The sequence below is a fragment of the Streptomyces sp. NRRL B-3229 genome (assembly GCF_000719505.1).
Taxonomy (GTDB): domain Bacteria; phylum Actinomycetota; class Actinomycetes; order Streptomycetales; family Streptomycetaceae; genus Streptomyces; species Streptomyces griseorubiginosus.
The window spans coordinates 78427-94228 of the sequence record NZ_JOGP01000017.1 but is presented as its reverse complement, the minus strand read 5'-3'; the positions used below and the strand labels follow the sequence as shown (position 1 = coordinate 94228).

The window sequence follows — 15802 nt, the reverse complement described above, 5'->3', positions numbered from 1 at the left end:
CGGAAGTCGCTCTCGTCAACGGGTACGGCGGGGGGCGCTGGTGAAGACGGCCAGCCGCAGCACGGCGAAGCGCACGCAGGTGACCGCGATGGATGCCGTGGCGAGGATCGCGGTCTCCGCGGCTGTCGAGGCCCCGGGGTCGATCGACTTGAACCACAGCACCGCGCCGGAGGTGACCAGGTAGCCCAGGACGAACAGGCCCCCGGCGCCCAGGTGCGCCCGTGCGGGCGGGGCAGTGGAGTACCGGAAGGTGAGGCGTCGGTTCGCCTCCGTGTTGAGGACGGTGAGGACGAACAGCGAGACCAGGTTGGCGGCAGCCGGGTTCCACCAACCGCGCAGCAGCCAGTACAGCAGCGCCTGCCCGAGCGTGGAGACGACGCCGATCGCCAGGAAGCAGCCGACCTCCCAGGACAACGCGCCCCGTCGGGCAGCGGGTGCGAGGACCGCGTCGGGGTGCTCGGCGGCCGGTGCGGGGCGAGACGGTACGTCGACCCGGGCGCCGCCGGATGCCTTCAGCCGCGCCATCCGCCACAGGCCCCGCAGGTCGTCGGTGGCGGTGTTCACCACGTCCACCCGGGTGTCGACGTCCTCGACCCAGTCGACGGGGACCTCGTGGACCCGCAGTCCGTTGTGCTCGGCGAGCAGCAGCAGCTCGGTGTCGAAGAACCACGCGTCGTCGCGGGTCACTTGCAGCAACGGCCGCAGCACCTCGGTGCGGGCCGCCTTGAACCCGCACTGGGCGTCGGTGAACCGGACGCCGTGCGTGAGCCGGATGATGCCGTTGTAGCAGCGGGAGATGAACTCGCGGCGCGGACCGCGCACCGTGCGCGACCCGGGTGCCAGCCGGGAACCGATGGCGAGGTCCGAGTGACCGCTGGCCAGGGGCGCGACCAGCGGGAGCAGCCCGTCGAGGCCGGTGGACAGGTCCACGTCCATGTACGCGACGATGTCCGCGTCGCTGGCGCCCCAGACGGTGCGCAGGGCGAGCCCGCGGCCCTTGCGGTCGAGGTGGACGACGCCGACGCCCGGCAGTTCGTCGGCGAGGCGACGGGCGGTGGCGAGGGTGTCGTCGGTGCTGGCGTTGTCGGCGACCGTGATCCGCCAGGGAAAGGGGAAGTCCGCCGCCAGTCGGGCGTGGAGGGTGCGCAGGCAGCCGGGCAGGGCGCGTTCCTCGTTGTGGACCGGCACGACGATGTCGACCGTCGCGGTACCGGCCTGTGGATGAAGAGACCGCTCGACCTGCTGGAACGGGGCCAAGCGCTCCGGTCGGGCGGTGGTCTCGAGGTGGGGGGTGGGAGTCATGGCTTCCTCAGGCGTGAGGGGACGGCAGACTGCGGCTCTGAGGCCCTGGTCCGGGCCGCGGCCTCACTGTTGCCGCCCTGCCTGTGGAGGCGGGGAAAGAATGCTGGGAACTGACGGGGAGTCAGATCTATGGCCGAAAGCGCTCCCCCTTCCACGGCGCCGTCACCGTGGCTTCGATCCGTCTTTGGCTCAAGCCGTGATCACTTGGCCGTCATGACAAGATCTGGGCGTGACGACGTTGTTCCTGACGGTTGGCCTGCCAGGGGCCGGAAAGACCACGACAGCGCGGCAGCTGGCCGAGGAGCACGGTGCGCTGCGGCTGACGCCGGATGAGTGGATGATCCCGCTGTTCGGCGACCCGCAGCCGGAAGGGAAGCGCGATGTGCTGGAAGGACGGCTGCTCTGGCTCGGCCTGGAGGCGCTGAAGCTGGGGACGAACGTGGTCCTGGACTTCGGATGCTGGTCTCGTGACGAGAGGTCCGCGATCCGCTGGTTGGTGATGTCAGTAGGCGCGTCCTGTCACCTTGTGTACGTACCGGTGGACCATGAGACCCAACGTGCCCGGATCGCCCATCGCCGGTCGACCACCCCTGATCAGACCTTCGCGATGAGCGAGGCGGACCTCGTCCACTGGAGGACGCTGTTCGAGGAGCCCGACGCCACGGAACTCGATGGGCATGAGGCTGGAGGTCCGCCTCCTGGGTGGTCAGGATGGCTGGAGTGGGCCGCCGATCGGTGGCCATCGCTCGCGTGACTGTCAGGCCAGCCTTGGTGCGGCCCAGAAACGCAGCCGTGCCAGGAGCGCCGGCCCTGGAAAGATCCGCCGGACAGGCACTGGTCGGCACCCGCAGTGACCAGCGTCTTCGCGCTCTGTCGCTTGGCCGCGTGGGCCAGTGCCTCGAGCCCGCTCGTGATCGGATAGCGCGCGGTGACAATAGGAGTCAGGTCGATTCGGCCCGCCGCCCGGAGAGCGCTGACGGGGTCGAAGCCACCCAGATGCCCCATGCTGAAACTGTGTGTGGCGCCGTTCACCATCGTCACGATCGGATGAATCGGCGCGGCAGGGCCGCCGACCCCCAGATGGACCACATGCCCGCCGACCGCGACAACGCGCTCGGCCTCGGGCAGAACGTCCGCTCCCGCGCCGGTGGCGTCGACGACCACATCGAAGCCGCGGCCGCAGGTGACGTCGCGCAGCCCGTCGGCCAGTTCGCGGCCGGACTCTCCCCTCAGGACCCGGTCGGCTCCCACTCTCCTGGCGATTGCCCCCGGTCCGCAGTGGGTTCAGTCGCCACGACAAGGTTCGCTCCTGCCCACGGGCCAGCGCGACAGCCGCCAGACCGAGCGGCCCGCAGCCGAAGACGGCCACGTCGGCCCCCGGTGCGAGATGACGATCGGCCTTGAACAGGGCGAGGTGGGCGACAGCCGCAGGCTCGCAGAGCGCGCCCATCTCGTAGATCGACTGTTCGTCCAGGCGGCCGCGGAGAGGCTCGAGCGATCGCGCGTGCATCTCCGGAACGGCCGCGTGGTCGGCCAGCCCGCCGTTGCTGTGGAATCCCACGAACTCGCCGTCGAGGCAGGCATTCGGCCGTCCGCGTCGGTAGGCCGAGCATCGCCCGCATGCTCGCAAGGTCTCGGCGGCGACAGCGTCTGTCGACCACTGCCTCGTCGGTCCGCAGAGCGGCGACGGTCTCGACCACGCGCATCAACTGCGCCAGGTTGAAGAAGTGCAGACCGGCGGACCGGCTCGGGTTGGTGACCGCGGTAGCCAGGTCCGTGACCGAGAGCGCCGAGGTGTTGGTGACGATGACCGCGGCCTCGCCGACCACTTGGGCCACCTCGGCGAGGATCGAGCGCTTGATCGCCTGGTTCTCGGTGGCGGCCTCGCGCGACTCGGTCGGCGTCCACGTCCAGGACGGTCACTTGCCGACCGGACTGAGCGGCCACCTGCGCGATCGGTGGAGTCGTGTCACCAGATCGCCGGCGTAGTTATGGACGTGGGTGCGCAATCTGCGAATCGGGGAGCCAGTCGCCCTTCCGACGCTCCGGCCCTGGGGCCAGGCACTCGTCTGAGTGCACCACCGAGTACGGGTTGGGTGCACCGCTGCTCATCGTGCGGCGGCCCGTGGCCTGTCCAACGCCGCAGTGGCGAGGACCTCGTTCGTCAGCGAGCACACAGTGAGGACCCATATCAGCAAAGTGCGGGGCATGTCCGAGGTCCGCCGATCCATGATCCGCCGGTCAGCAGATGGACGACCAGCGGTGCGAGCGGAACTTGGCGTTGATGTTCGACGCCGTATCGCCATGCTGCGCGATGAAGTAGCACCTGGTACCGCCGTAGTTCGCACCGTCGTAGAGAACGACCCAGTCGTACGAGGACGACGTCCCGTTGTTCTTGGCCGACCCGACGACCTGGTCGTCGGCCCACGAGCACACGACGGGGGCTCTGTACCAGTCCACATCGGCGTTCGACCATGTGCACCGATTGCCCGTACCGGCGGTGCCGGTCCAGATGCACAGATCACCGCTCGGACAGTCCCACGCCGCTTGCGTCGAGGCACTCGCGGCACTTGGTGCGATCAGCCCCAGGGCGGTCGTGGCAATGGCGAGCGCCGCAGCGGCGAGGGGCCGGCTTCGGCGTGGTGTGCGGCTGGACTTCCGGTCGTGCCCCTGCTCGTACGAGGACATTGCGTGCCCTTTCTCGCGGCAGCGCCAACACGTCTGTGGCTGGCGAGAATCCATGCTTCCGACCGGGGCATGTCACTGTCACCCTCATGCGAGTGCACTGACATGTCGCAGGTCACCAACGGGGGTTCACGGGGATGGGGATGCTCCGCTTCCATTTCATGTCCGAGGACCTCACCAGGTCCGAGTGGCGACCGCGCCGCGCGCGCTGTGGAAGATCGCGGTGAGTCTGCACCCTCTCCGGACCCGCGAGGGCCGCTGGGGCTGAGTGCGTTTGGAGTGATCCCCTGGATCCCAGCCACGCCGAGGACTTGGCAGGGGGCGAGATCGATGGTGCCCGCGAGCACGCGGTGGCTCCATCCAGCTCGGTTGAACCCAGTCGGTGGTTTACGTGAAGCAGTAGCGGGCCGCTGCGGCAGAACGCCACAGCCGGGCTCGCGCTCGCAGCGCCGCGAAGCCCGGCCACGCGCTGCTCGGCGCTGCGGGCGTCTCCCCTACAGGGTGATCCCGTTGAAGATGACCAGGTCAGCTCGTGTAGAGGTGATTTGGGCGAGCGTGCGAGCCGCTACACGATCGTCGTGGTCGGCCGGCCGGACCTGGTTGGCCCCAGAGGGAAAGCCATGCCGTTGCTGGAACTCGCCTGTCATGGCCGTGAGATTCTCGGAAATCCTCTGCCCACTAGGCCACTGACCCCTCATGCGTCGACGTCAGTGTGCCCAGACGGCTCCGACGGTGGGGGCGAGGGCGCGGCCTTGTTGCCGGCCGGCGTCGGCGGCCGGTTTGGCCTGGGCCGGGTCGTAGGGGTTTGGCCCGATGGCGGCGCGGCTGGTGGCATCGGGCGTGGCAAGCACGGTCTGCGCACTCTGGCTCAGGCGGGCGACGTCGTCCTGGGCGCTGGGGATGCCTGCGTGTCCTTCGGGCATGGGGGCCAGGACGACTATGCGGTCGTGGCCGGCCGCAAGGGTGGCGTTCGCGGCGGAGACCATGCCGGCGTCAATCCATTCGCGCCCACTGAAGTGCACGCTGGGCCATATACCGGGAACGGCACCGCTGGCTGCCGTGGCGGTTTCGATCGCGATCCCCGCTTCGGGCCCGAGAAGTTCAAGACGACCGGTGTCCGCGTCAGTGACGGCGACCCGCATGGTGGCCGGCCACTCCTCAGTCCGCAGGCGCGCGCGGACCACAGCCTGGCGCATCCGGGGGGAGACGTTCGACCCGAATTTCCGGGCCACCCGGCCGAAGCCGGCGCCCACCGCCTCAGGTGCGCCCGCGCCTGAGCGGAAGGCTTCTGCCCAGCCCTCATAGACGGCCGGGTCGATGCGCACCACCGGTTCGTGGTCGGCGGCGCGCGCCTGGTCGGCGAAGAGTGCTTCCCAGTCGGTGCCGGAGGTGAAGTTCGTTCCGACGAAGGCGCCGGCGGAGGTTCCGATCACCGTGTCCGCGGTGCGAAGGTCGATGCCCTCATCAAGCAGACCCGCGAGCAGGCCGACTTCCCAGCCTATGCCGGTGACGCCGCCACCACCGAGGACGAGTGCGCGGGTCGGGTTCGGGGGAGTCACAGGAACCGCCTTTCCGGTAATCACTATTTCCGATAATCTACGTTACCGTAAGCGGATGCAGCCTGTGCACCGTGGCCGCCCCCGCCAAGCCGACATCGACCGTGTCGCCCTCGAACACACCCTTGCCCTCCTGCAAGAGCGCGGCTACGACGGACTGCGGATGAAGGACGTCGCCGAGTCGGCCGGCATCGGCCTCGGTGCGCTCTACCGGCGCTGGGCAGGCAAGAAGGAGCTGGTCATTGCGGCCCTCCGGGCCGACGTGACCCAGCACGAGGCGGATGACACCGGTGATCCCTTTGCGGACCTGGTCACCGCCCTTGAACGCATCGGCGAGGCCGTGCCCCATGGCCTGGGCAGGCTGATCGCCGCCTGCCTTGCGGATCCGGACTCGGAACTGGCACGCGTGGCCATCGAGGCCAAGTTCACCCCCATGCTCGACGGTCTCACTGCCCGGCTGGAAAGAGTGACCGGCGCCGCGCCCGACGTGCGCCTGCGCGCCGAAAGCGGCCTGTTGTACCTCCTGTGGCGCACAGCCGTCGACGAGCAGACAGCCGACGCGACCGCCCTTCACCGGCGAGTCCTGAAAGTCATGGGAGTCCCCCCACAGCCTGGCCTGGAACAAAGCAGCGCGGCTACGGGACTCTGATGGTCAGCCAGGTGTGCCGTTTACTGACGTCGGCGCATTCACCCACGGGGTGAAACCGCGGCGACTCCAGGTGCAGCCAATAACTCTTCGAGGTGTGCGCTGCTCAGCGGCGTTCAGGGCTGAGCACCCGGGCAAGGTCCAGGAACAGAGGTGACTCGCCTCCGCCCGCGCCCAGGTCCGGATACGTCGTGACCAGCCTGGTCCGCCTCGATGACGGCGGAGACTCCGCGCCCCAGTTGGGGCACGACCAGCGACTTGCCACGTCCGGCAACGGACCCCCTCCCCACGTCCCACCCCCCACACGCCTTCCTCCACTGCCAATTGCGCCCGAAACAGGGGCTGTTGACGACAATGAGAGCACTCGAGCAGCAGAGGCCCCGCACGACTGTGCCGCCCTGCGCACCCCGCCTCAACCCGGTGGAAACCCTGTGGTCCGTGCTGCGGCGCACCAGCCAGGCGAGCCGGCCCTTCGCCGGCCCCGACGACCTGATCACCGCCATTCGGCGCGGCCTTCACCAACTCCAGTACCGATACGACGTCTTCGACGGCTGCCTCACCGGCACCGGACTAGCGAACCACCATGACGAAGTCACGCACTCATGGTCAGGGCTGGTAGGGCAGGGCGCGAAGCGCGCGGCCCACGTCCTTGCCGTAGATGCGCTGTACGTCCATGCCGGGAAGGCTCGGCATCTCGGCCCAGTGCGTGACCATTTCCTCGCAGGTCGGCCCACCGATCGGGAAGCGGACCACGCCGTCGGAGTCGTAAAAGCAGTTCTCGATGATCTCTCCGGTTTCCTCCACCGGATGGATGCGACGGAAGTACATGGGGAGTACCAGCCAGAACTCCTGACCGGAGAGCGAGTCGGGATCATCCTCCTGCTCGCCCGGATAGCGACCGGTCACGGCTGCGAGGATGCCGGCACCGTCGTAGGGGAGTCGCTCGTCGGCTCGGATCCATTCGACTGTCGTATTCATGCTTTGCTTTCTGGTCGAGAGGCGTGGGCAAGTTCCAGTCCACCCGATCTCGTGGCTCGCCGCATCGGGGATGTCCCCCAGCACGCCCCTGAGATCACTCCAACCCACCCCCGCTTGGGCTGTGCAGATCGACATCTCCGGACGGATCGACGGCACCGCAGAGGTTCACCGGATGGTCGCGCTGCTGCTTGAGCATGGGGGCGTGGCGATCGACGACTACACCCCTCACCCATGGACCCTGCCGGAGATCGTGTCTGGAACAGTGATCGACGGTCTCCGCTTCTTCCACTTTCGCGGCTACCACGAACGCATCCGCGGACATGGGCGTCCTGACTCGCTCACCCCACCAGCGCAAGTTCACAGAAGCAAGCGTGTTCGTGGGTGTCATCAGCTCGGTGGGCACAGCTGACCATTTCGTGCAGGGTGCAGGCGATCACCGGGGATCTCGATGCACTGTGTGGATACGGGCTCCCCCTGCTGGAAGTTGCTTGCGCAGCGCCGCGGGGGCCGCGGGTTCGTCGGCTGTGCGTCGGTCATCACGTTCGTCGGCGACAGCCTCGGTCGCAGTCTGACGGATCCACCCGTCCAGTGCTCTGGGATGCACTCCGAGGTCGACGGTCAGCTCTTGATCCACGGCTCTCGAAGCTGGCCGACGACACCGTCGGCAGGAAGCCGGTTCGGAGGTCACCTGCGTCCGCACCGCATGCTCGCGCGACTCTCACTGGCCTTTCGGGGTGCGGCCACTCCCGTCCACCGCACAGGCCCAGTAATCGGGCGGCCACAGACCCGACCGCTTCCGTGACATGTGCATCGAACACTCCTCACCAGGGCCGTTCGGCCCTTGTTGCCGGTCGGGCGCACTGTCTTCACTGGTCCCGCGGCCGTGCCGGTGCCGCTTGGACCCCGTCCCGGTCCCGAACTGGCGGTCACGTCACGTCCATTGGGGGCGACGTGACCGCAGAGCAAGAGGTGACGTGCGAGCGGGAGTTCCGTAGAGCGAGGAGGTGAGCGGGACGATGATCACGGCGGTAGGCCACGCAGACCTGACTGCGGACACGTTGGCGCTGGTGGAGGTCGAGCTGCGGACACGGCTGGAGCAGCAGTTCGCACAGAAGCCGGCAGTGGTGCGGGCGGGTGCCGGTGTGCCACTGGCGTTCGGGCGGGCGGCACGGGCGACGGGGCGGCAGCTGGTCGTGGTGACGCCCACCCAGGGCCTGGTGCCCGCGTTGCTGCCGCAGCGCGACCGGATGCCGACCGGGGAACTGCTGATGCTCGCCCAACAGGCGCGCCTGCTGGCTTACGACCCGGCTGACCGCGACGCGTGCGTCGGCGCGGACGAGCAGATGATCACGGGGTGTCGGCAGCTCCTGGCCGTCTGGGACGGCTCGCCGTCCGACGGACGGGATGCCACCGCGCATCTGGTGGCCTACGCCCGTGCACACGGGGTTCTGGTCGAGGTCGTATGGCCGCGGGACGCCGTGCGCGAGGGCATGGCCGTCGGCCCGGAGCCGGATCACAGTCGTGGTCCGCGCGCCGGCGGCAACCCCTCACCCACCGCTGGTCCATGGCCCACCTCCAACACCGACGAGTCAGGAACATGCCGATGACCGGCACCGCTGGTCGCGTGCGGCACCTGCCCATCAGGAGCCGTCGAGACAGACGAGAACGTGAGATCACGCCAACGACTGCCACCGGCGCCTCCCGCGCCTTCGCCTGGTTGCTGATCGTCTCCGGCGGGCTCGGCGCCCTCGCGTCTTTCGTGATCACCATCGACAAGTTCCGACTGCTCCAGGACCCGCAGTTCGCACCCTCGTGCAATCTCAGCCCGATCCTGTCCTGCACCAACGTCATGAAGAGCGCCCAGGCCTCCGTGTTCGGCTTCCCCAACCCGCTGCTCGGCCTGCTCGCCTATCCGGTGGTCATCGCGGTCGGTTTCGCGCTGCTCGCCGGTGCCCGCTTCCGCCGCTGGTTCTGGCTCGGGCTGAACGCAGGCACGGTGCTCGGTGCGGGCTTCTGCATGTGGCTCATGACTCAGGCGCTCTACCAGATCGGGGCGTTGTGTCTGTGGTGCTGCCTGGCCTGGGGGGCCACCATCGCCGCGTTCTGGTACACCACCGTGCACAACGTCCGGCACGGGATCATTCGCGCACCGCGAGGAGTGGTTGCGGGCATGCTGGAGTTCCACTGGGCGGTGCCCGTCACCTGGTACCTGGCCATCGTGATGCTGATCGCCACCCGCTGGTGGGACTACTGGCAGACACTGCTCTGACCCCGTCCCCTTTCAGCCCGCCGTAAGCAACGAGCAGTGCGGACAGGGGCATTAACACGCCGATCGTGGACGCAGGCCACCCGACACCTTCGCCGGCCGGGTGGCGAGGCCGATCGGATACCACTTCATCAGTACAGTTCCCCCCCCATCGGCCATGGGCGGGTCCCACGGGACCTCTGATCATGGTGTGGCGGGGGCGCCAGCTCCCCCGCCACCGGCCACTGGTGAACAACTACGAGCAGCGGACGGACGGCCGGCGAACTGTGACGCTGCTCTCCCATACGGTTGTGCGTACGCCCGGGCAGTTCCGCTCGAGCTGGGTGTCCATGGGCGACGCCGTACGACCGTGGCTGGACACGGCTGTCAGACCGGCAGAAGCGGCGCGGTCAGCGCGCTCACCGCCTCGCCGACCGACTTGGCGAGACCGCGCTGTTCGTCGGCGGAGACAGGACGACCTGCGGCTGGCCCGCGGCCGGAGGCGGCGGGGTCAGGTCCTGGGCCGGGAGATCGGGCTGGGAGGTCTCCTGCACGACGACCTGGTCGAAGTCGACGAAGCCGGTCTTCTCCATGACCGTGATGTGCTCCAGTACGGTGTCGTTGGCCTGAGTAGCGAGGGCTCGGATCAGAGAGTTCTTCGTGGTGGTGCGGACGCTCGCGATCGTGGAGAGGATCCGGCCGCTCGCCGCGCGCACGACAGTGACCATGTCGGTGTCGAACTGCTTGCCGCTCTCCGCTTTCAACCGGAACACGAAGCTCTGCTCCTGCGGTGACGACTGGTTGGGCAGCGTGATGCCCAACAGACCTGCCGTATTGCGGCAGGCGGCGTCCATTGAGGCGACTCCGTCGATCAGGTGCTCCCCAGCGGTCCTGGCCGCCGTCGTCCTGCTCTTCTCCAGCGCCATCTGCCCGACGGCGTACTCCCACAACCCGGCCGCACGCATCTTGACCACGAAGTCCCGGTCGGCTTCCGTCAGCGCTCCGGATGCCGGGGTGGCGATGACCCGGTCTTGCGCGGTGTTGACCTTCTGCACCCCGAGCATGGCGGGGTAGAGGAGAGAGGCCAGGGTGGTCACCACTGCTCCACCCATGAAGAGAGTTCCCGCCGCTTTCCGTGAAACCAACACGGTGTCTCCTGATTCCGGTTTACGGAACCCGCACGGGCAGGAATACGGATGGGAGGTTCCGCAGAACCTCTTGGGATCGCAATGGATTCGTAAAGCCCGTCAGCGTTCGGCTCTCTGCCAAAGGGCCAACGAGCGCCACCGAGGGGCCCCGAGGGGCCCCGAGGGGCCCCGGTCCAGCCCACCATGAACGGCCAGGCATCTCGCGGCTGTGGCTGGGCCGACGTCCGTGAATGCGCGTACACGCACCGGCCCCATCGTCTCCCCCTCCCCCTCCCCTCCCCCTCGCCCCTGCGGCCTTTCGTCCTGGACGACCACGAGGTCGTACACCGGGGAGTGAGTGACGGCTTGGATGCCGAACCGGACGTCGTCGTGGCCGGGGGGCGTGCCGTGAGCTGCGGGCTCGGATGCCCGGGCCGGCCTGGTCACATGCCGGCCTCGTTCTCCAGTCCCGGACCGATAGGCGCTCAGCACCGTACCTCCGCGGCCCGGTGCGAAGCGCGCCCGTCCACACACCGCTGCGAAGAAGGGCCGTTCGACCCTATCGCCGGGCCGCACTGGGGCTGTTGGGCCCTATCCGGGCCGGGTACCGCACGGTCGATCATGGGGCGACGGCCGGGAAGGGCCAGGACCATACGCCCGCACACTTGGTCCTTCCCGGCTCGTCCACAGCATGAGCACATGGGGAGGACACCGTCCGGTGGACGACATTCAACAAGTTGGGGCCGCGCGGTCAGGTGCCGCCGCCCCCGCGGTGGACAAGGCATCCGCACCTGCGCGACGCCTGACACCCCGGCCCGCGTGGACGGAGTGGCTGACGACCACCGACCACAAGAAGATCGGCACGATGTATCTCGTCACCGCGTTCGTCTTCTTCCTCGTCGGCGGTGTGCTGGCATTGATGATGCGAGCCGAACTCGCCCGTCCCGGACTGCAGATCATGTCCACCGAGCAGTTCAACCAGGCGTTCACCATGCACGGTTCGATCATGCTGCTGATGTTCGCGATGCCCTTGTTCACCGGCTTCGCCAACTGGATCATGCCGCTACAGATCGGCGCGCCCGATGTGGCCTTCCCTCGGCTGAACATGCTGGCCTACTGGCTCTTCCTGTTCGGGTCCTCGATCGCCGCCTTCGGCTTCCTCACCCCCGGCGGAGCCGCCGACTTCGGCTGGTTCCTGTACGCCCCGCTCTCCGACGCCGTCCACTCGCCCGGGCTCGGCGCCGACCTGTGGATCATGGGCGTCGCCCTGTCCGGCTTCGGCTCGATCCTCGGCGCGGTCAACTTCATCACCACGATCATCTGTATGCGCGCGCCGGGCATGACCATGTTCCGCATGCCGATCTTCACCTGGAACGTGCTGCTGACCGGCGTACTGGTCCTCATCATCTTCCCGGTACTGGCGGCCGCGTTGTTCGCCCTGGAGTGCGACCGCAAGTTCGGCAGCCATGTCTTCGACGCGGCCAACGGCGGTGCGCTGTTGTGGCAGCACCTGTTCTGGTTCTTCGGCCATCCGGAGGTGTACGTCCTCGCGCTGCCGTTCTTCGGCATCGTCTCCGAGGTGGTACCGGTCTTCTCCCGTAAGCCGATGTTCGGCTACATGGGCCTGATCGGCGCGACCATCGCGATCGCGGGCCTGTCAGTGACGGTGTGGGCCCACCACATGTACGTCACCGGTGGTGTGCTGCTGCCCTTCTTCGCCTTCATGACCTTCCTCATCGCGGTCCCGACCGGCGTGAAGTTCTTCAACTGGATCGGCACCATGTGGAAGGGCTCCTTGTCCTTCGAGACGCCGATGCTGTGGGCCACCGGCTTCCTCATCACCTTCGTCTTCGGCGGCCTGACCGGCGTGATCCTTGCCTCGCCGCCTCTGGACTTCCACCTGTCCGACTCGTACTTCGTCGTCGCCCACTTCCACTACACGGTCTTCGGTACGGTCGTGTACGCGATGTTCGCCGGATTCCACTTCTGGTGGCCGAAGATGACCGGCAAGATGCTCGACGAGCGGCTCGGCAAGATGACCTTCTGGACGCTCACGGTGGGCTTTCACACCACCTTCCTCGTCCAGCACTGGCTGGGTGTCGAGGGCATGCCCCGCCGATACGCCGACTACCTGGCCGCCGACGGCTTCACGGCGCTCAACACCCTGTCCACCATCGGCTCGTTCCTGCTCGGCCTGTCGATCCTGCCGTTCGCCTACAACGTCTGGAAGACCGCGAAGTACGGCAAGCCGGTCGAGGTCGACGACCCGTGGGGCTACGGACGATCGCTGGAGTGGGCCACCGCGTGCCCGCCACCGCGCCACAACTTCACCTCCCTGCCGCGCATCCGTTCCGAGTCCCCGGCCTTCGACCTGCACCACCCCGAGATCGCCGCACTCGAAGCGGGGAACTGAGCCATGGCTCAGCCCGTGGTGTCCCTTGGCGTCGCGCTGGTGACCGCGGCCGGCAACGTCTGGTACCTCCCAGCTCTCGCCGATCTGCGCGCGGGGGCCGACCGGCCGGACTCCCGCCGGACCGCGGCGGCGGCCTGCCTGACGGGCTGGACCACTCTCGCTGTCATCGCCGTACTGCTCTTGTGGGGTGTGCCGTGGCGGCCGACGTGGGTCATGGCGGCGGCCGGTGCCACCGTCACGGTTGCTCTGCGGATCCGCGCCGCCGCACAACATCGCCACGAGACACGGGACATCACCCGTCACTGGGTGACACTGGCGCCCGGCCGGCCTCAGCACGGCCGGAGCCAGCACCTCTCCCGATACGCCGTCGCCGCTCTCCTCGGCTGCGGCTTGGTCGCCACCACGGTCACTGCCGTAGTGGCCCTGGCCTCAGCGTCCGACCGGGGCCGGGGTTGGGCGCTGACCGCTGCCCCGACCGTCGCCGTCGGCCTGCCACTCACTGTCGCGATCACGTACCCACGCACCGCCCGGCGCCGCACCAGGAGCGGCCGTGCGCGCCCAGGACAATGAGACGCCTTCTCCACGAGTGCACACGGGGGCACGAGCCGGGCCCGTAGGCGTCGGTGGCAGGAACGGGCGCTCCTGCCAGTAGGGGCGACCGGTCGGTGGCGAAAGTGCGCTGCACGCCAACCGGGGCACCGCCCGGGTCGGGGTGCCTTCCGCCGCCGCCACGACCAAGGGAGCATGTCCGCGTCGAGGATCACCCGGCGCACTTCGTGCACGCCGCCCAGGTCGTTCGCGCCGCCGGCGACAGTGCCAGGAAAGCAGTCCTCGACGAGCCGGTCGCCACCGACTTGCGAGACAGCGGTGCTCGGTTCGACCACGGCGAGCGTCGGGCGGCTCGCACCGGAAGCCCAAGGCCCAACCCGACCTCAGTCGGGCCACCCCGGTGGTTCCCACCCCGTGCGTCCGGCCGGGCCGGGGGGCCCGGCCGGACGCATCGGTCATCGGATCGAGGTGTCAGGCGTTCGCGTCGACGGATCGGCTACCAGCCGACCGCGACCAGGAGCCACTGCGGGTTGGCGTGGGAGACGAACGAGGACTGGCCGGCAACGTCGTCGTAGGGGAAACCGTAGGCGAGGTGGTCGATGGCGTTGTCGTGCCAGAACTTCGCGTAGTAGTTGGCCGGTGCCGCCTGGTAGAACCGCGCCGGGTCGGACTGCTGGGATGCCGGCAGGGTGGCGACGTGGCGGTTGAGGGCGGCGCACATGTCGGGGTTGCCCGCCAGGGAGGCGGCGCAGCCGAAGATGTCGGAGGTGGCGGCGTTGACGCCGACGGACTGGGCGTAGGAGGTGAAGTAGTTCGCGTTGGCGCCCCCCGCGCGGAAGCTGGGGTCGCTGCCGGGGGCGATGATCCGGTACGGGGCCTGGGTCCGGGCCAGCACCTTGAACTCGTTCGGCACGGCGTCGGTGAAGCGCTGGAAGGTGGTGGCGCGGTCCTCGGCGAAGGTCTGCCGGTTCTCGCCCACCTCGACGTCGTAGCCGTCCTTGGTGTGCAGACGCATCGCCAGCTTCAGGCCGAAGGCATCGACGCGGGTGGTGTTGCCGTTGAAGACGTTGTTGCCGACCGTGAACTCGATGAAGTCGTAGTAGGGGCCGTTGGGTGAGCCGAGGTAGAAGTACATGCGGCCCGCGGAGTTGGCCGGCATGTCGAGGTAGGGCTGCTCGGCGATGGAGTGCGTCTGCCCGTTGAAGCTCCAGTACACCTGGCTGTCGGGGTACTTGCCGTTGGTCCGGTTGAGGATCTTGACCTCGACGGCGTTGCTCGCCGGGGGTATGTCGCCGGTGCTGCCCCAGAAGTCGTCCGGCGGTGTGCTGCCGCCGGGGCCGTAGACCTGGAGCTCCCACAGGGAGTAACCGTACGGAGTGCCCCGCGCGGTGCCGTAGAGGCGGACGTATCGGCCGCTGCCGGAGACGGTGACGTTCTGGGTGCCGCCGGTGGCGCTGGTGGTGGAGTAGACGGTGGTCCAGGTGTTGGCGTCGGTGGAGGTCTGGATCTGGAAGGCCGTCGCGTAGGCGGCTTCCCAGACGAGGTTGACGCGGCTGAGCTGTTGGACGGATCCGAGGTCGACGCGTATCCACTGCGGGTCGGCGAAGGCGGAGGACCAGCGGGTTCCGGTGTTGCCGTCGACCGCGGCACTCGCGGGGAAGGTGCCGTTCTCGGTCGAGGAGGCGGTGGCGGGCCTGCCCTGGGACAGCAGCTGGTCGGCGGCGTGGGCGGGTGACGGTGCCAGGGCCGCGAAGAAGGCGGCGATCAGGATGACGACCAGGCCCAGGGCCACGCGGGTGCGCGTGACACCGCTGGGTGGTCTGTGGAGGGGTGCGCTGACGGAACTCTGCATGCGGGTCTCCTAGCCGGTTCGGCGTGTGTGGGGGTGGAGCAACAGCAGACGTGAGAGCGCTCTCTCGGGTTGTAGTCCCATCCGTGTCAACCGTCAACAACTGAAGCCGAAGACAGTCGGGTTCCGACCCCACGGCAAGAAAGGCCTGACGGCAGCGCTGGTGCCCGGCTCGACGCATACGGCACCTTTGTCTTCCGATGCGTTCAGCGGGTTCAGCTGGTCCGTCCTTACATCCTTTGACGCTTCCGGTCTGGACCTGACTGTTCCGTAACGCCGATGCGTGGGCTGTGGATGTACTCGTCGAACGGCCGGTCACTCTACGACTGTCCCCGCGAGCCCTGTCCCCTCGGCCGACGCATCCGCCGGAACGCGACTTCCCGAGCTGCGACAGCCGAACGCGGCGTGCTCCTGCCGTAAGCGCGAAGCGGGCCATCGCGCCAGTACATACC

At 68.3% G+C, this 15802-nt stretch carries 14 protein-coding genes and 2 pseudogenes; 8 read left to right on the top strand and 8 right to left on the bottom strand.

Annotated features, from left to right (window positions below; translation table 11 throughout):
- Positions 1-15: 15 nt before the first annotated feature.
- Positions 16-1302 carry a bifunctional glycosyltransferase family 2/GtrA family protein gene (locus IF54_RS0125755; RefSeq protein ID WP_030322674.1) on the bottom strand — a complete coding sequence of 429 codons (1287 nt, stop codon included), beginning with the start codon at positions 1300-1302 and terminating at the stop codon, positions 16-18.
- Between the two features lie 229 nt (positions 1303-1531).
- Between IF54_RS0125755 and IF54_RS0125750 the strand changes: the two genes are divergently transcribed.
- Positions 1532-2056: an AAA family ATPase gene (locus IF54_RS0125750; protein WP_030322672.1), complete on the top strand. Its 525-nt coding sequence runs from the start codon at positions 1532-1534 to the stop codon at positions 2054-2056.
- A 131-nt stretch (positions 2057-2187) separates the two neighbouring features.
- Here IF54_RS0125750 and IF54_RS44210 read toward each other — a convergent pair.
- A pseudogene (locus tag IF54_RS44210) lies at positions 2188-2565 on the bottom strand (zinc-binding dehydrogenase); the annotation flags it as partial.
- The gene (locus tag IF54_RS44205; protein WP_420790575.1) at positions 2532-3131 is read right to left on the bottom strand and encodes a 3-hydroxyacyl-CoA dehydrogenase NAD-binding domain-containing protein; all 600 of its coding nucleotides are present in this window, start codon (positions 3129-3131) and stop codon (positions 2532-2534) included. The gene IF54_RS44205 and the pseudogene IF54_RS44210, both read right to left, overlap by 34 nt.
- Here IF54_RS44205 and IF54_RS42750 point away from each other — a divergent pair.
- Positions 3079-3291 carry a hypothetical protein gene (locus IF54_RS42750; RefSeq protein ID WP_159002194.1) on the top strand — a complete coding sequence of 71 codons (213 nt, stop codon included), beginning with the start codon at positions 3079-3081 and terminating at the stop codon, positions 3289-3291. The two genes, IF54_RS44205 and IF54_RS42750, sit on opposite strands and share 53 nt — an antisense overlap.
- A 252-nt stretch (positions 3292-3543) precedes the next feature.
- On the opposite strand, the gene IF54_RS0125740 is transcribed toward IF54_RS42750, so the two are convergent.
- Complete coding sequence (locus tag IF54_RS0125740; protein WP_030322670.1) at positions 3544-3990, bottom strand: peptidase inhibitor family I36 protein; 447 nt, start codon at positions 3988-3990, stop codon at positions 3544-3546.
- A gap of 704 nt (positions 3991-4694) precedes the next feature.
- Positions 4695-5546 carry a patatin-like phospholipase family protein gene (locus IF54_RS0125735; RefSeq protein ID WP_030322669.1) on the bottom strand — a complete coding sequence of 284 codons (852 nt, stop codon included), beginning with the start codon at positions 5544-5546 and terminating at the stop codon, positions 4695-4697.
- Between the two features lie 55 nt (positions 5547-5601).
- On the opposite strand from IF54_RS0125735, the gene IF54_RS40570 reads away from it, so the two are divergent.
- Complete coding sequence (locus tag IF54_RS40570) at positions 5602-6192, top strand: TetR/AcrR family transcriptional regulator (protein ID WP_159002192.1); 591 nt, start codon at positions 5602-5604, stop codon at positions 6190-6192.
- Positions 6193-6795: 603 nt separating this feature from the next.
- Here IF54_RS40570 and IF54_RS0125725 read toward each other — a convergent pair.
- Positions 6796-7167: an AQJ64_40280 family protein gene (locus tag IF54_RS0125725; protein ID WP_030322667.1), complete on the bottom strand. Its 372-nt coding sequence runs from the start codon at positions 7165-7167 to the stop codon at positions 6796-6798.
- 121 nt (positions 7168-7288) lie between these two features.
- On the opposite strand from IF54_RS0125725, the gene IF54_RS42745 reads away from it, so the two are divergent.
- The 3 genes and pseudogenes from IF54_RS42745 (at position 7289) to IF54_RS0125715 (ending at position 9436) form a co-directional block, all read left to right on the top strand.
- Complete coding sequence (locus tag IF54_RS42745; protein WP_159002190.1) at positions 7289-7576, top strand: hypothetical protein; 288 nt, start codon at positions 7289-7291, stop codon at positions 7574-7576.
- 607 nt (positions 7577-8183) lie between these two features.
- Positions 8184-8663: pseudogene (locus IF54_RS0125720) on the top strand (hypothetical protein); the annotation flags it as partial.
- A gap of 107 nt (positions 8664-8770) precedes the next feature.
- Complete coding sequence (locus IF54_RS0125715; protein WP_030322663.1) at positions 8771-9436, top strand: vitamin K epoxide reductase family protein; 666 nt, start codon at positions 8771-8773, stop codon at positions 9434-9436.
- Between the two features lie 395 nt (positions 9437-9831).
- Here IF54_RS0125715 and IF54_RS0125710 read toward each other — a convergent pair whose 3' ends face one another.
- Positions 9832-10524, bottom strand: a complete 693-nt coding sequence (locus IF54_RS0125710) for a DUF4142 domain-containing protein (RefSeq protein ID WP_037820545.1) — start codon at positions 10522-10524, stop codon at positions 9832-9834.
- A 706-nt stretch (positions 10525-11230) separates the two neighbouring features.
- On the opposite strand from IF54_RS0125710, the gene ctaD reads away from it, so the two are divergent.
- Entirely contained in the window at positions 11231-12952 is a 1722-nt protein-coding gene (gene ctaD / locus IF54_RS0125705) for a cytochrome c oxidase subunit I (protein WP_420790569.1), read from the top strand.
- A 3-nt stretch (positions 12953-12955) separates the two neighbouring features.
- Positions 12956-13522, top strand: coding sequence for a hypothetical protein (locus IF54_RS40565; RefSeq protein ID WP_063754963.1), 567 nt, complete (start codon positions 12956-12958; stop codon positions 13520-13522).
- 475 nt (positions 13523-13997) lie between these two features.
- Here IF54_RS40565 and IF54_RS0125695 read toward each other — a convergent pair whose 3' ends face one another.
- Complete coding sequence (locus tag IF54_RS0125695) at positions 13998-15353, bottom strand: beta-1,3-glucanase family protein (RefSeq protein WP_030322655.1); 1356 nt, start codon at positions 15351-15353, stop codon at positions 13998-14000.
- Positions 15354-15802 lie beyond the last annotated feature (449 nt).

Bases quoted from the DNA above. Each gene is read 5' to 3' on its own strand.
- IF54_RS0125755 (WP_030322674.1), bottom strand. From the start codon at position 1,302: ATGACTCCCACCCCCCACCTCGAGACCACCGCCCGACCGGAGCGCTTG.
- IF54_RS0125740 (WP_030322670.1), bottom strand. From the start codon at position 3,990: ATGTCCTCGTACGAGCAGGGGCACGACCGGAAGTCCAGCCGCACACCA.
- IF54_RS40570 (WP_159002192.1), top strand. From the start codon at position 5,602: ATGCAGCCTGTGCACCGTGGCCGCCCCCGCCAAGCCGACATCGACCGT.
- IF54_RS0125725 (WP_030322667.1), bottom strand. From the start codon at position 7,167: ATGAATACGACAGTCGAATGGATCCGAGCCGACGAGCGACTCCCCTAC.
- IF54_RS0125715 (WP_030322663.1), top strand. From the start codon at position 8,771: ATGACCGGCACCGCTGGTCGCGTGCGGCACCTGCCCATCAGGAGCCGT.
- IF54_RS0125710 (WP_037820545.1), bottom strand. From the start codon at position 10,524: ATGGGTGGAGCAGTGGTGACCACCCTGGCCTCTCTCCTCTACCCCGCC.
- ctaD (WP_420790569.1), top strand. From the start codon at position 11,231: ATGAGCACATGGGGAGGACACCGTCCGGTGGACGACATTCAACAAGTT.
- IF54_RS40565 (WP_063754963.1), top strand. From the start codon at position 12,956: ATGGCTCAGCCCGTGGTGTCCCTTGGCGTCGCGCTGGTGACCGCGGCC.
- IF54_RS0125695 (WP_030322655.1), bottom strand. From the start codon at position 15,353: ATGCAGAGTTCCGTCAGCGCACCCCTCCACAGACCACCCAGCGGTGTC.